Origin of the sequence: Mycobacterium sp. 1164966.3, from assembly GCF_001665395.1 — a bacterium.
Classification (GTDB): Bacteria; Actinomycetota; Actinomycetes; order Mycobacteriales; family Mycobacteriaceae; genus Mycobacterium.
In genome coordinates this window covers 90,967-104,673 of sequence record NZ_LZSG01000064.1, presented here as the reverse complement: position 1 = coordinate 104,673, position 13,707 = coordinate 90,967, and the positions used below count along the sequence as shown (strand labels likewise).

General features: G+C 65.8%; 14 protein-coding genes. 11 read left to right on the top strand and 3 right to left on the bottom strand.

From position 1 onward, the window contains the following. Positions 1-64 precede the first annotated feature (64 nt). From A9W99_RS23490 to A9W99_RS23480, 3 genes are read left to right on the top strand one after another with little or no spacing between them, the layout of a single operon-like run. Complete coding sequence (locus A9W99_RS23490) at positions 65-1,582, top strand: carboxylesterase/lipase family protein (RefSeq protein WP_067384036.1); 1,518 nt, start codon at positions 65-67, stop codon at positions 1,580-1,582. A 5-nt stretch (positions 1,583-1,587) separates the two neighbouring features. After that, positions 1,588-3,603, top strand: coding sequence for a phosphotransferase (locus A9W99_RS23485; protein ID WP_067384033.1), 2,016 nt, complete (start codon positions 1,588-1,590; stop codon positions 3,601-3,603). 4 nt (positions 3,604-3,607) lie between these two features. Continuing rightward, entirely contained in the window at positions 3,608-4,099 is a 492-nt protein-coding gene (locus tag A9W99_RS23480; protein ID WP_067384030.1) for a gluconokinase, read from the top strand. A gap of 62 nt (positions 4,100-4,161) precedes the next feature. On the opposite strand, the gene A9W99_RS23475 is transcribed toward A9W99_RS23480, so the two are convergent. After that, positions 4,162-5,214 carry a DoxX family protein gene (locus A9W99_RS23475; RefSeq protein WP_067384028.1) on the bottom strand — a complete coding sequence of 351 codons (1,053 nt, stop codon included), beginning with the start codon at positions 5,212-5,214 and terminating at the stop codon, positions 4,162-4,164. Positions 5,215-5,297: 83 nt separating this feature from the next. Between A9W99_RS23475 and pncA the strand changes: the two genes are divergently transcribed. Both pncA and A9W99_RS23465 read left to right on the top strand, forming a co-directional pair. Next, complete coding sequence (gene pncA / locus A9W99_RS23470) at positions 5,298-5,858, top strand: pyrazinamidase PncA (protein WP_067384025.1); 561 nt, start codon at positions 5,298-5,300, stop codon at positions 5,856-5,858. After that, positions 5,858-6,658 carry a nuclear transport factor 2 family protein gene (locus A9W99_RS23465; RefSeq protein ID WP_067384022.1) on the top strand — a complete coding sequence of 267 codons (801 nt, stop codon included), beginning with the start codon at positions 5,858-5,860 and terminating at the stop codon, positions 6,656-6,658. Before pncA ends, A9W99_RS23465 begins: the two co-directional genes overlap by 1 nt. Before the next feature lie 29 nt (positions 6,659-6,687). Here the strand turns inward: A9W99_RS23465 and A9W99_RS23460 are convergent, their stop codons facing one another. After that, a complete protein-coding gene (locus A9W99_RS23460) occupies positions 6,688-7,044 on the bottom strand; it encodes a DoxX family protein (RefSeq protein WP_172828937.1) in 357 nt (118 codons plus the stop codon). Positions 7,045-7,122: 78 nt separating this feature from the next. Here A9W99_RS23460 and A9W99_RS23455 point away from each other — a divergent pair, with 78 nt between their 5' ends. The 6 genes from A9W99_RS23455 to A9W99_RS23430 all read left to right on the top strand — a co-directional run bounded on the left by A9W99_RS23455 (position 7,123) and on the right by A9W99_RS23430 (position 13,237). Beyond that, positions 7,123-8,007, top strand: a complete 885-nt coding sequence (locus A9W99_RS23455; RefSeq protein ID WP_067384019.1) for a sigma-70 family RNA polymerase sigma factor — start codon at positions 7,123-7,125, stop codon at positions 8,005-8,007. An 88-nt stretch (positions 8,008-8,095) separates the two neighbouring features. Next, positions 8,096-9,418, top strand: coding sequence for a sugar ABC transporter substrate-binding protein (locus A9W99_RS23450; RefSeq protein WP_067384016.1), 1,323 nt, complete (start codon positions 8,096-8,098; stop codon positions 9,416-9,418). After that, positions 9,415-10,344, top strand: a complete 930-nt coding sequence (locus A9W99_RS23445) for a carbohydrate ABC transporter permease (protein ID WP_067384013.1) — start codon at positions 9,415-9,417, stop codon at positions 10,342-10,344. Before A9W99_RS23450 ends, A9W99_RS23445 begins: the two co-directional genes overlap by 4 nt. Continuing rightward, positions 10,341-11,162 (top strand): carbohydrate ABC transporter permease, encoded by an 822-nt coding sequence (locus tag A9W99_RS23440; protein ID WP_253870305.1) that lies wholly within the window; start codon positions 10,341-10,343, stop codon positions 11,160-11,162. Before A9W99_RS23445 ends, A9W99_RS23440 begins: the two co-directional genes overlap by 4 nt. Before the next feature lies 1 nt (position 11,163). After that, positions 11,164-12,231, top strand: coding sequence for an ABC transporter ATP-binding protein (locus A9W99_RS23435; protein WP_067384010.1), 1,068 nt, complete (start codon positions 11,164-11,166; stop codon positions 12,229-12,231). 181 nt (positions 12,232-12,412) lie between these two features. Beyond that, the gene (locus tag A9W99_RS23430; RefSeq protein ID WP_067384008.1) at positions 12,413-13,237 is read left to right on the top strand and encodes a DUF3097 domain-containing protein; all 825 of its coding nucleotides are present in this window, start codon (positions 12,413-12,415) and stop codon (positions 13,235-13,237) included. A 52-nt stretch (positions 13,238-13,289) separates the two neighbouring features. Here the strand turns inward: A9W99_RS23430 and A9W99_RS23425 are convergent, their stop codons facing one another. Beyond that, positions 13,290-13,697 (bottom strand): group 1 truncated hemoglobin, encoded by a 408-nt coding sequence (locus A9W99_RS23425; protein ID WP_253870302.1) that lies wholly within the window; start codon positions 13,695-13,697, stop codon positions 13,290-13,292. Between the last annotated feature and the right edge of the window lie 10 nt (positions 13,698-13,707).

The following is a 13,707-nucleotide window of genomic DNA, read 5'->3' as shown; positions in this document are numbered from 1 at the left end:
GCCGTAGGCGGATTTGCGGCGCTCCGCCCGCTTTGGATACGCGGTGTCGGCTACGGTCGGGGTTATGCACGAGCGCACCGTCCGCGCACACACAGCGTCCGGCATCGTCGAAGGGTTCACCCGCGACGGCGTGAACCGGTGGCGATCCATCCCGTATGCCCGGCCACCCGTCGGGCCGCTGCGACTGGCGGCGCCCCAACCTGCCCAGCCCTGGTCCGGTGTTCGCCACTGTCACGGCTTCGGCAACTGTGCGCCCCAGCAGCGCCGCTACACGATGCTCGGCATATCGGGTTTCGGAGGCAGGTACCAGCCGATGAGCGAGGACTGCCTGACTCTCAACGTGGTCACACCCGAGGCCTCCGCCCGCGAACCGTTGCCGGTCATGGTCTTCATCCACGGCGGTGGGTATTTCCTGGGTAGCTCGGCAACGCCGCTCTACGACGGTGCCGCGTTGGCCCGCCGCGGTTGTGTGTACGTGTCGGTGAACTACCGGCTCGGCGCGCTGGGATGTTTGGATCTGTCGTCGCTATCGACACCCAAGATCATCTTCGACAGCAACCTGTACCTGCGGGATTTGGTCCTGGCGTTGCAGTGGGTGCGGGACAACATCGCGGGATTCGGCGGCGATCCCGACAATGTCACCATCTTCGGCGAGAGCGCGGGGGCGTGTATCACCGCCACGTTGCTGGCGGTGCCCGCCGCCAAAGGACTGTTCGCCCGGGCGATCTCGGAGAGCCCGGCGTCGGGACTGGTGCGGTCCAAAGAGGTTGCGGCCGAGTTCGCGAACCGGTTCGCCGAGCTGCTCGGCGCGCGCAGGGAGGACGCCGCCGACGCGCTGATGCGGGCATCCGCCGCGCACCTGGTGGAAGCGCAACACCGCCTGATCGACCAGGGCATGCAAAAGAGATTGGGCGCCTTCCCGATTGGTCCGGTCTACGGCGATGACATGCTGCCGATGGACCCGGTCGAGGCGATGCGCTCCGGCCGGGCACACCCGCTCCCGCTGATCGTGGGGACCAACGCCGAGGAGGGCCGGTTGTTCACCCGCTTCCTGCCCATGCTGCCGACCAACGAATCGATGGTCGAAGAACTGCTCGCCGACGCCGAACCCGATGCCCGCCAACGCATTACCGCCGCCTACCCGGATTACCCCGCTTCGTCGGCATGCATCCAGCTCGGCGGTGACTTCGCCTTCAGCTCGGCGGCGTGGCAGATTGCCGAGGCCCATGGCGACCACGCGCCCACCTATCTGTATCGATATGACTATGCACCGCGGACGTTGCGCTGGTCAGGGTTCGGAGCGACCCATGCCACCGAGCTGTTCGCCGTCTTCGACATCTACCGCACCCGGTTCGGCGCGTTGCTCACCGCGGCGGCCGATCGGCGCAACGCGCTGCGGGTCAGCAATCAGGTACAACGGCGTTGGCAGGCGTTCAGCCGCACCGGAATTCCGGGCGACGACTGGCCGGCCTACACCCGAACCGACCGTGCCGTGATGGTTTTCGATCGCAAGTGCCGCGTCGAGTTCGACCCGCACCAGCACCGCCGGATGGCCTGGGACGGCTTCTCACTGGCACGCTGATCCTCATGGCTCCCGGCCCCGAGCACGACACCCACATCATCGAACGGCCCAGCGATCTCACCGCCCCATGGCTGACCACCACGATCGGCGCCGGAACCGTCGCCGATTTCGCCCTAGAGCGCATCGGCACCGGGCAGATGAGCGAGTGCTACCGCGTCCTCCTGACGTACGCGGACCCGCAGGGCGAACCCGGCCGTCCCGGGTCGGTGGTGCTGAAGGTCGCGGCCACCGACACGGTGAGCCGGCAGACCGGTTTGGCACTGGGCCTTTACGAACGCGAAGTCCGCTTCTACCGGGACGTCGCGCCACGGCTCGGCGGACCGATAGCGCCGTGCTACCACGCGGTCGTCGACGCGTCGACGGGCGCATTCGACTTGTTGCTCGGCGACGCCGGCCCGGCGGTCGTCGGCGACGAAATTGCCGGTGCCACAACCGAACAGGCGGCGATTGCGGTCGCCGAATTGGGCCGCTTGCACGGCCCGCTGCTGGGAGACGAGACGCTGGCCGAAGCGCCGTGGCTCAACCGCGAGGCTCCCCTGAACCAGGCGACGATCACTGCGCTCTATGCCGGATTCATCGACCGCTACGCCGACCGGATCGCCCCGGGCCACCGCGTGGTGTGCGAAGCCCTGGTGGGCGCATTCGACGCCTACCAGGGCGCATCGAACGGCGGCGTGCAGGGCCTGGTGCACGGGGATTACCGGCTGGACAACATGTTGTTCGGCCGGGCGGGAGCCGACCGGGCGCTGACCGTGGTCGATTGGCAGACCGTCTCGTGGGGGCCGGCGCTGACCGACCTGGCATACTTCCTCGGCTGCGCCCTGCCGACGCCGAATCGCCGCGAACAGCACGACACATTGCTGCGGGCATATCACGACGCGCTCGGTCCCGGCGCCCCGATCACGCTGGCCGACGTCCGCGAAGGAGTGCGGCGGCAGAGCTTTTTCGGAGTGATGATGGCAATCGTCTCGTCGATGCTGGTGGAACGCACCGATCGGGGCGACCAGATGTTCATGACGATGCTGCAGCGGCACTGCGACCAGGTGCTGGACACCGACGCGCTGGCAACGTTGCCCGCTGCGCCGGCTGGCGCAGTGCCGGAGCCGCTGCGGCCGTCGGATGAAGACGAACTCGCTCATACCGCTACCGCCGAACCGCTGTGGAGCGAGAGCTGGTACGCCGACTTCGTCGATGCGGCACAGGGATTGGGTGGTTGGTTCCGGGTGGGGCTGGTTGCGAACCAGCGGACGGCGTGGGTGCACGCGCTGCTGTGCGGGCCCGACCTGCCGACCATCGCGCTCGTCGACGTCGAAGCCCCGCTGCCCGAAGACCCGTGGGTGCTGCGCGGTAGCGCCCTCGAAGTCGGCCACTCGGCCGGTTTGCCGCTGCAGACCTATCGCGTCGAGCTGCGCGGACGGGGACAGGCTTATCCCGACCCGTCGGCCCTGTTGCGCGGCGAACCCGGCGCTCCCGTCGCGGTGGCGATGAATTTGGAGTGGGCCACCGACGGCATCCCGTACAAGTACCGGGTGACCACACGCTACGAGATCCCGTGCACCGTCTCGGGAACGGTCACTGTCGACGACAAGACCTACCGCATCGACGCGGCTCCCGGACAGCGTGATCACTCCTGGGGGCTACGCGACTGGTGGAGCATGGACTGGATGTGGAGCGCGCTGCACCTGGACGACGGCAGCCATCTGCACGGGCTGCAGGTCAAGATTCCGAACATTCCCGCGATGGGCATCGGCTACGTCCAGGGCCCCGGCGGCCAGATCGCGGAGCTTCAGACGGTGAACACTCGAGAAGCCTTCGCCGCCAATGGGTTACCGCAACCAACGACGTTGAATCTCGAACCAGGTGCCGTCGCGGCGAGTATCGACATCGTCGCACACGCCCCGGTGCTCCTGACGTCCAACGATGGACGGGTAAGCCATTTCCCGCGGGCCTGGGTCAGCGTCAGCACCGCGGACGGGCGCACCGGCGTCGGCTGGATGGAATGGAACCGCAACCAGGCGTGAGCACATGTCCAAGACAGCCGTGGTGATGGGTGTCTCCGGCTCGGGCAAGTCCACGGTGGGTGCCGCACTCGCACAACGGCTTCGGGTGCCCTTCGTGGACGCCGACAGCCTGCACCCGCAGGCCAACATCGCGAAAATGACCGCAGGCCAACCGCTCGACGACGACGACCGCTACCCCTGGCTGGAACGGGTCGGTGACTGGCTGGCCGACCATACCGACGGCGGGGTGGCGAGTTGTTCGGCGCTCAAACGCAAATACCGCGACCAGCTGCGTCAGCACCGGCCGGGCACCGAGTTTCTACACCTCAGCGGTTCACCGGAGCTGATCCAGCACCGATTGGCAAGCAGGCCAGACCATTTCATGCCTGCGGCACTGCTGCGGTCGCAATTCGACGATCTCGAACCGCTCGACGACGACGAGGCAGGGATCACTATCGATGCCGACCAGGACGTCCAGTCCATCGTGGACGCATGGGTGCGCCGAACGTGGGGTTAACGCACGCGTTGTGATGATTTTCGTGCATAAACCCCACGTTCGACGAGTGAGGTGGGCGCTAGCTAGCGCAAGCGGCGCTTGACCTTGCGCCGGAGTTTGCGCCGTGTACGGCCGTCGATGGCCACGTCGTCAATCCGGTCCCGCGCCACGTCGGCCCACGCACTGCCACGGGCCGCCGCGGTGTCAGCCCACTCGCCCCCGCGCTCCCGAGCAGTTTCGGCGAAGTCCAGCCCACGCTCGCGGGCAATCTCGGCGAGGTCCAGTCCGCGTTCCCGGGCGGCCTCGGCCAGGTCCAGCCCGCGTTCCCGAGTGGTCTCGGCGAGGTCCAGTCCGCGTTCGCGGGCGGCCTCGGCCAGCTTCTTGGAGCGCTTGCGTGCTTTTTTGGCCAGCGGCGCGCTTCGTTCGGCGGTAGTGCTGGCAAGCTCGCGGCCACGCTCGAGCGCGGCTTCGGCGTAAGGCGCGCTTCGTTCGGCCGCCGTGCTGGCCAATTCGCGGCCACGTTCGAGGGCGGCTTCGGCATATGGCGCGCTCCGTTCGGCAGCGGTACTGGCGAGTTCGCGACCGCGCTCGGCGCCGGCTTGCAGGCCGTGCACGATCTTCTCGCCGAGGTCCGAGTCGAGCAGGCCGTCGTCAGATCCGGGCAGTGCAGAAGACACCCGTTCGGACAGCCGCTCTGCGGCTCGGCGACCGCGCCAGCCGAGTGACGGTCTGCCCTCGGTGTCGGCCGACGCGATGATCAGCCCACCGAGCAGGCTGACGTCGGCCAGGAACGCACGCCGCTGCTCGGCTTTGCGTTCGGGGTCTGATTCGGTCCAGAACATGTGCGCGCCCAGGTTGGCCGGTAGCACGGTGAGCGCCAAGGCGGCCGACGCGACGCGGGGCATCCGGCCGGCGGCGAGCAGCAACCCACCGCCGATCTGGACGCCGGCAGTGATCTTTGCGAACGTCTCGGGATCGCTCGGAACGTTGCTGCTCACCGCATCCGGCATGGAGCGCAGGCCGTCTATCGCGGGCGCGGCGGCTTGCGCCGCCCTCTTGGGGTTGAGTAGGGAGTCGACTCCTTGGCCGATGAACACTGCCGACAGCATGGGTCGCGCGATTCTACGGATCAACATGGCGGTGGATTACCCCACTGGCTGACTGGCAAACAAATCCTGGCTGCAGGTGGGCAGGGCTCTCCCGAGGCTAGGGTTGACCTGTGCGAGCCCTGATCATCGTCGACGTGCAGAACGATTTCTGCGAAGGGGGTTCGCTGGCGGTCAGCGGCGGTGCTGCCGTGGCACGCGCCATCAACGAGTACCTCGCCGGTGACCCGGGTTACCAGCATGTGCTGGCTACCAAGGACTTCCACATCGACCCGGGCGACCATTTCTCTGACCGGCCGGACTATTCGTCGTCGTGGCCACCGCATTGCATCGCCGAAACCGCGGGTGCGGAGTTTCATCCCGACCTCGACACCGGCCGCATCGAGGCGGTCTTCCGGAAAGGCGCCTACGACGCCGGTTACAGCGGCTTCGAAGGCGTCGACGACAACGGGACTCCGCTGCTCGAATGGCTGCGGCAGCGCGGAATCGACCAGGTCGACATAGTGGGGCTGGCCACCGATCACTGTGTCCGGCGGACCGCCGAGGACGCCGCAAGAATCGGCTTGGCCACCCGCGTTTTGGTGGACCTGACAGCGGGAGTGTCGGACGATACCACCGAAAAGGCGCTGGTGGAGATGCGCGGAGCCGGCATCGCACTGGTCGGGAGCGGCTGATGGCAGCACCGAAGAATCGCGACGATCTGCTGGCCACAGTGGAGCGATCCCCACAGGCAGCCGGCGCGCACGACCGCGACGGCTGGGTGCAGCTGTTCACCAGCGACGCCCGGGTTGAAGACCCGGTGGGATCGCAGCCGCACGCGGGGCATGACCGGATCGAGCGCTTCTACGACACCTTCATCGGTCCGCGGGACATCAAATTTCATCGCGACCTCGATATCGTCTGCGGCTCCGTTGTGCTGCGCGATCTCGAACTGGAGGTGGCGATGGGCCCCGGCATGACGATGTACATTCCCGCGTTTCTGCGCTACGACCTCCGAGAGGTCAACGGCGAGTGGAAGATTGCTCACCTGCGGGCCTATTGGGAACTGCCCGCGATGATGCTGCAGTTCTTGCGATCCGGACGGTCCGCGCTGGGCCCCGCCGTGAAACTGTCCCGAGGTTTGTTGAGCAATCAGGGTCTGGGCGGCGCCGCCGGTTTCCTGGCGGGCTTTCGGCGTCCGGGTGCGCGTCACAAGCGTCTGGTGGAGAATTTCGTGCGGGCCGTCGCGCGGGGCGACAAGTCCGCGGCGACCCGTGCGCTATCCTCTACTGCAGCAATCACTTTGGGCGACCGCGACCCGTTTGACATCGTCGAGCTCATCGAGCAACTCAACGGTGCCAGCTGGACCAAGATCAACGGCGCGGGGTCCACGGTCACGGTCGGGCTTAACACGACTCACGGGCGCGGCATCCTGTTCGCCGACACGGCATGGGGGGGTAACAGCATCAACCGGCTCCGCTTCTTTCCGGCCTGATCGCGCTGCTCACCACGGCGCCACACCGATCAACGGGTCACCATCAGCGCCAGCGACGCGGTGGACAGCAGCAGGTAGGCGCCGGGGAAGGCGATGTTGTAGAGCACCTTGGCCCTCAAGTGGGTCGCAACCGCGCCGACGAAGAACAAAACCAGGCCGGCCGCGGCGGCAATTCCCAACGCCCGCAAGCCAAGAAGCCCGACGACCAGCCCGACGGCGCCGGCCAGTTTGGCCGCCCCGAGTGCCGGTAACCACGATCGGGGCACGCTCACCTCGGCCGAGTTGGCCAGCACGAAGTTGGCGGGAACGAAGTCGGCGATGGCGACTCCCGCGGTGACGACGGCGGTGGTGGCCGTGACCGCGATGAAGACGGTGTCTATGGTCATGGTGTTGGTCTCCTCTGCAGGACATCAGTTGGTGGTTGTGTCGTCTCCTTGACGATTCCTGCGCTGGAAAGGTGACCCATGAAAGCACCGCAAGATGTGGCCGAGTTGGCGCGCCGGTTCGATGCGGACCGACGGCACCTCCGATCGGTTGCCTACCAGCTGCTCGGCTCCGTCGCCGACGCCGACGACGCGGTGCAGTCGGCGTGGCTGAAGGCCAGCGGTGCGGATTTCAGCGTCGTCGACAACCTCACCGGCTGGTTGACCACGATCACGGCACGCGAGGCCCTCGACCAGCTCAGGGCGCGCAAGCGGCGAGCCGAGTGGCCGCTCGCCGGACCGGAGGAACTGGACGGGGTGACAGCGAGCGTGGCCGCGCCGGCGGACGATGACGCGCTGCTGGCGGACTCGGTCAGCCGGGCGCTGCTCGTCGTTCTCGACCGGCTATCGCCCGCGCAGCGGGTGGCTTTCGTGCTGCACGACGTGTTCGCGGTGCCGTTCGAGACGATCGCTGATCTGTTGGACCGGTCGCCTGCGGCCGCGAAGAAGCTCGCCAGCCGGGCCCGCGGCCGCGTGCACGCGGGCCCGGGGGTTCAGACGCCGCGGACGGCCAAACACGTCAAGCTCGTTGAGGCATTTATGGTGGCCTCTCGCGGCGGCGATATCGCTACATTGCTCGATCTGTTGGCACCAAATGTGGTCCGCCGCGTCGATCGTGTCCTGGTTCCCGAGAGTGTGCCGACTGAGCTGCGCGGGGCCAGGGAGGTCGCCGAGGAGACCCGGCTGTTCGCCCAGCGCGCGCAGCTGGGTGCCGTGCTGCTGATCGACGGAGTCCCCGGTATTGCCGTCGCACCTGCAGGACGCGCGCACACGCTGCTCCGGATCGGGTTCGACGACGACGACCGAATCCGCTCAATCGACATCACGGCCGACGCGCATCGAGCCGTTCTCACGCTGCCGGGCTAACGATCCACAGGCGGACCACAGCCCAATCCGGTACCAAGGACCTCAAACGCTGGCGGGTTGACCAGCGACGGACCAGGATCGGGACATTATGTTCGATAGGCCGTTCGGACGCAGGAGTCTGCTGCGGGGCGCCGGCGCGCTCACCGCGGCGTCGCTGTCGTCGTGGGTCACCGGCTGCGCTCCCGACGACGATGCATTGACCTTTTTCTTCGCCGCCAATCCGGATGAGGCCGCCGCGCGGATGCGGATCGTCGACGAATTCCAGCGCCGCCATCCGGGGATCAAGGTTCGGCCGGTGCTGTCCGGGCCCGGGGTGATGCAACAACTGTCGACGTTCTGTGCCGGCGGTAGGTGCCCGGATGTGCTGATGGCGTGGGAGTTGACCTACGCCGAACTCGCTGACCGCGGGGTGTTGCTGGACCTCAACACTTTCCTCGCAAAGGACAAAGCGTTCGCAACCGAACTGAAGACCGACAGCATAGGAGAACTCTACGAAACTTTCACGTTCAACAGCGGCCACTACGCGTTCCCCGAGCAATGGTCGGGAAACTATCTATTTTACAACAAACGATTGTTCGCCGAGGCCGGGATCCCGTCCCCGCCGGCCACGTGGGAAAAGCCATGGAGCTTCGGCGAATTCCTCGAAGCCGCCAAAGCCCTAACCAAACGGGACCGATCGGGCAGGGTCACCCAGTGGGGATTCGTCAACACCTGGGTCTCGTTCTACTCCGCGGGCTTGTTCGCCATGAACAACGGCGTGGCATGGTCCAGTCCGCGGACCAACCCGACCCACCTCAACTTCGGTGACGACGCGTTCGTCGACGCCGTGCAGTTCTACGCCGACCTGTCCAACAAACACCGGGTGGCGCCCAACGCGTCAGAGACACAGTCGATGTCGACGCCGGACCTGTTTGCCGTCGGCAAGGCGGCGATGGCGCTGGGTGGGCATTGGCGCTACCAGACATTCATCCGCGCCGAGGGGCTCGATTTCGACGTCGCCTCGTTGCCGACGGGTCCGGGGCGCAAGGACCGGCCGGCCTGCTCGGATATCGGGACGACCGGGCTGGCCATCTCAGCGAGCAGCAGACGCAAGGAAGAGGCCTGGGAATTCCTCAAATTCGCTGGCGGCCCCGTCGGGCAGGCCTTGATCGGTGAGTCCTGCCTCTTCGTCCCGGTACTGCGGTCGGCGTTGAACTCAAAGGGATTCGCCGACGCTCATCACCGGGTCGGCAACCTCGCCGTGCTCACCGAAGGGCCCGCCTACTCCGACGGCCTGCCGATCACCCCGGCGTGGGAAAAGATCGTCGCCCTGATGGACCGCAACGTCGGGCCGGTGCTGCGCGGAACCCGCCCGGCGACGTCGCTGAGCGCGCTGTCGCGCGCCACCGAAGAAGTCCTGCGCAACCCATGACATCGACCGCCACCGCCGCCACGCCGGTCACCGCGAAGAGGCGCTCGTCACGCCGACGCGCGTGGGCGGGCCGCATGTTCGTCGCACCCAACCTGGCGGCGGTGACGGTGTTCATGCTGTTCCCGCTCGGCTTCTCGTTGTACATGAGCTTTCAGCGATGGGACGTGTTCACGTCGACGAAGTTCGTGGGACTGAAGAACTTCCACGAGCTGTTCACCTCGGATCCGCTGTTCCTCATCGCGTTGCGCAATTCCGTGATCTACACCGTCGGGACCGTCGTGCCGACGCTCCTCATCAGCCTTGTGGTGGCCGGGATGCTGAACCGAAAAATCAAGGGTATCGGCATATTTCGGACCATCGTCTTTTTGCCGTTGGCCATCTCGTCGGTGGTGATGGCAGTCATCTGGCAATTCGTCTTCAACACCGACAACGGACTGCTCAACATCATGCTCGGCTGGTTAGGAATCCACCCCATCCCGTGGCTGGTCGAACCCAGGTGGGCCATGGTTTCGCTGTGCCTGGTCAGTGTGTGGCGCGCCGTGCCGTTCGCCACCGTCATCTTGCTGGCGGCAATGCAGGGAGTTCCGGAAACCGTCTACGAAGCGGCCAAAATTGATGGCGCGGGCGAAGTTCGGCAGTTCGTGTCCATCACGGTGCCGTTGATCCGCGGGGCGATCTCGTTCGTCGTGGTCATCTCGATCATTCACGCATTCCAGGCGTTCGACTTGGTCTATGTGCTCAACGGTGCCAACGGTGGACCCGAAACCGCCACCTACGTCTTGGGCATCATGCTGTTCCAGCACGCGTTCTCGTTCCTGGAATTCGGCTATGCGTCCGCACTGGCATGGGTGATGTTCGCGATCTTGTTGGTGTTGACCGTGCTGCAATTGCGGCTCACCCGGCGGCGCTCCTGGGAGTCCGGGTGACGCGCAACGTCTGCCGCGCCGTGCTGGCCTACACCGCGCTGCTCGGCATCGCATGGTGTGCCCTGTTTCCGATCGTCTGGGCGGTGTCGGGCTCGCTGAAGAAGGAGGGCGAGATCAGCGAGCCAAAATTGTTGCCCGCTCATCCCCGGTGGTCCAACTACTTAGAGGTGTTCCAGCTGATGCCGTTCGGCCGGATGTTCTTCAACACCGTGCTCTATGCCGGCTGCGTCACGGCCGGACAGGTCTTCTTCTGCTCGCTGGCCGGATATGCCTTCGCACGACTTGACTTTCGCGGTCGCGACACGCTTTTCGTCTTGTATCTGGGCACGCTGATGGTGCCGCTGACGGTGACCGTCATCCCGCAATTCATCCTGATGCGAACCGTAGGGTGGGTGGACACTCCCTGGGCGATGATTGTGCCGGGCTTGTTCGGCAGCGCGTTCGGCACCTACCTGATGCGGCAGTTCTTCGCGACTCTTCCTGCCGACCTCGAGGAAGCGGCGATACTCGACGGTTGCTCCCCGTGGCAGATCTACTGGCGCATCCTGCTGCCCCATGCCCGGCCCGCGGTGATGGTGCTGGCCGTACTCACCTGGGTCAACGTGTGGAACGATTTCCTGTGGCCGCTGCTGATGCTGCAACGCAACAGCCTGGCCACGCTGACGCTTGGTCTGGTCCGGATGCGGGGTGAATATGTGGCGCGGTGGCCAGTGTTGATGGCCACCTCGATGCTGATCCTGCTGCCGCTGGTCATCATCTACGCGATCGCCCAGCGCTCATTCATCCGCGGTATCGCCGTCACCGGGCTGGGCGGCTGACATGGCTTCGGTGAGTTTCGAGCAAGCGACCCGGCGGTTCCCCGGTACCGATCGACCGGCTCTGGATCGTCTCGATCTAGCCGTCGGCGACGGCGAGTTCGTCGTTCTGGTCGGGCCATCCGGCTGCGGCAAGACGACGTCGCTGCGGATGGTGGCCGGTTTGGAGACGCTGGATTCCGGCGCCATTCGGATCGGCGATCGCGACGTCACCCACACCGATCCCAAGGACCGTGACGTCGCGATGGTCTTTCAGAACTACGCGCTTTATCCACACATGACGGTGGCGCAGAACATGGGTTTCGCGCTGAAGATCGCCAAGGTTTCCAAGACCGAGATCCGCGACCGGGTGCTGGTCGCCGCGAAACTTCTTGATCTGCAGCCGTATCTGGACCGAAAGCCCAAGGACCTTTCGGGTGGGCAGCGTCAGCGGGTGGCGATGGGACGCGCGATCGTACGCCGCCCGCAGGTGTTCTTGATGGACGAGCCGCTGTCCAATCTCGACGCCAAGCTGCGAGTGCAGACCCGCAACCAGATCGCCGCATTGCAACGCCAACTCGGCACCACCACGGTGTACGTGACCCACGACCAGGTGGAGGCCATGACCATGGGCGATCGAGTCGCCGTCCTCAGCGACGGCGTGCTGCAGCAGTTCGCGGCACCGCGCGAGCTGTACCGCAACCCCGCCAACGTGTTTGTCGCGGGATTCATCGGGTCACCGGCGATGAATCTGTTTACCCTGCCGGTCGTCGATTCGTCTGTGTCGCTGGGGGATTGGCAGATCCAGCTACCACGGGAAATCGCCGGCTCGGCAGCCGAAGTCGTCGTCGGGGTCCGTCCCGAGCATTTCGGGCTGGGCAACCTCGGCGTGGAAATGGAGGTCGACGTGGTCGAGGAACTCGGAGCGGACGCTTACCTCTACGGCCGAATTACGGGGTCCGGCAAAGTGATCGGCCAACCCGTCGTCGCCCGCGCCGATGGGCATGATCCGCCCGAGAAAGGCAGTCGGGTGCGCCTGCATCCGCACCCCGGACACCTGCATTTCTTCGGCGCAGACGGTCGCCGGATGTAGCGCGAGCCGACCTAAAAGCTGCGTGCATCCTGGCCTTCCGCCGAACGTGTTCTGAGGGTGAGAATTTGGCTTGATGCTCGCCCTGATTGCACGCTCGACGCAGGGGCTTCCGCCAGATACGCGTCAGACTTGCGGCGCGCCATTACGTGTTTTGCTGCAACGCATCTAGTATTTCCGCGGGCTGGATCGCTATGGAACCGACGTCCTGGCGCCGGGTAGGCGCAAACCTCGTTCGACGGAACAGCCCGCCGAGATCGGCTTGGTGGTCGAGGATGTCGAGAGTGGCTACGTCGGAGCGGTGGTTCGCGTCGAATATGGCCGGATCTACCTGGAAGACCGGCGCGGACACACTCGGGGGTTTCCCCTCGGGCCTGGTTATCTGCTGGAAGGCTGTCCGGTCATCCTGACGGAACCACGCCGCGCGGCACCAACCGCCCAGAACCGAACGGCATCGGGCTCGGTCGCGGTGCCGGGCGCCCGCGCGCGGGTGGCCCGCGCCGGCCGGATTTACGTCGAGGGCCGCCATGACGCCGAACTCGTCGCGCAGGTGTGGGGTGACGACCTGCGCATCGAGGGTGTCGTCGTCGAGCAGCTAGGCGGGGTGGACGACCTGGTGGACATCGTGGCCGAGTTCCGTCCCGGCCCGGGCCGCCGACTCGCCGTTCTCGTCGACCACCTCGTCGCGGGGTCCAAGGAGTCGCGGATCGCCGACGCAGTGCGCCGCGGACCGGGCGGTTCGGACACCCTGGTCGTCGGCCACCTCTATGTCGACATCTGGCAGGCCGTGAAGCCGCAGCGGCTCGGCTTGGCAGCCTGGCCCACGGTACCGCGGCACACGGAATGGAAGCACGGCGCGTGCCAGGCCCTCGGCATGCCGCACACCAACCAGGCCGACATCGCCAAAGTATGGCGGCACATCCGTTCCCGCGTGCGCGACTGGAACGATCTGGAACCGGCGTTGATCGGCCGAGTCGAAGAACTCATCGACTTCGTGACGGCTGAATGACGAGCACACAAAAAGCCGGGGCGGAGAATGCGTCTTTTTGTCCGACTGTTGCTCAGCCAGCCTCGACGATGTCATCACGATAACGTTCGAACAGCGCCAGGAATTCGGCTCGCTCGGCGTCCCCGACGCCCATTTTGACAAGCGCGGCATCCGAGGCTTTCATGTTGGCTTCCCATTCGGCTTCGGTGATGCCGAGTCCGGTGTGCGATGTTCTCATGTCGCGGCCGATGTAGTGGCATGGTCCACCGCTCAGCGCACACATCTGGTCGACCAGAAGCTGGCGACTGCGAGTGACCGAATCCTGGCTGCGGCCACCGAAGAAGCGAGCGAAAGCGGGCTCGTCATGCAGACTGGCGAACAGGTTGTCGATGACGGCAGCGATCACGTCGTACCCACCCATTCGCTGATAGAGCGACTCGCCCTCCTGGGCCACGATTGCCTCCACATCGGTGAAATTCAATGGCCCCATG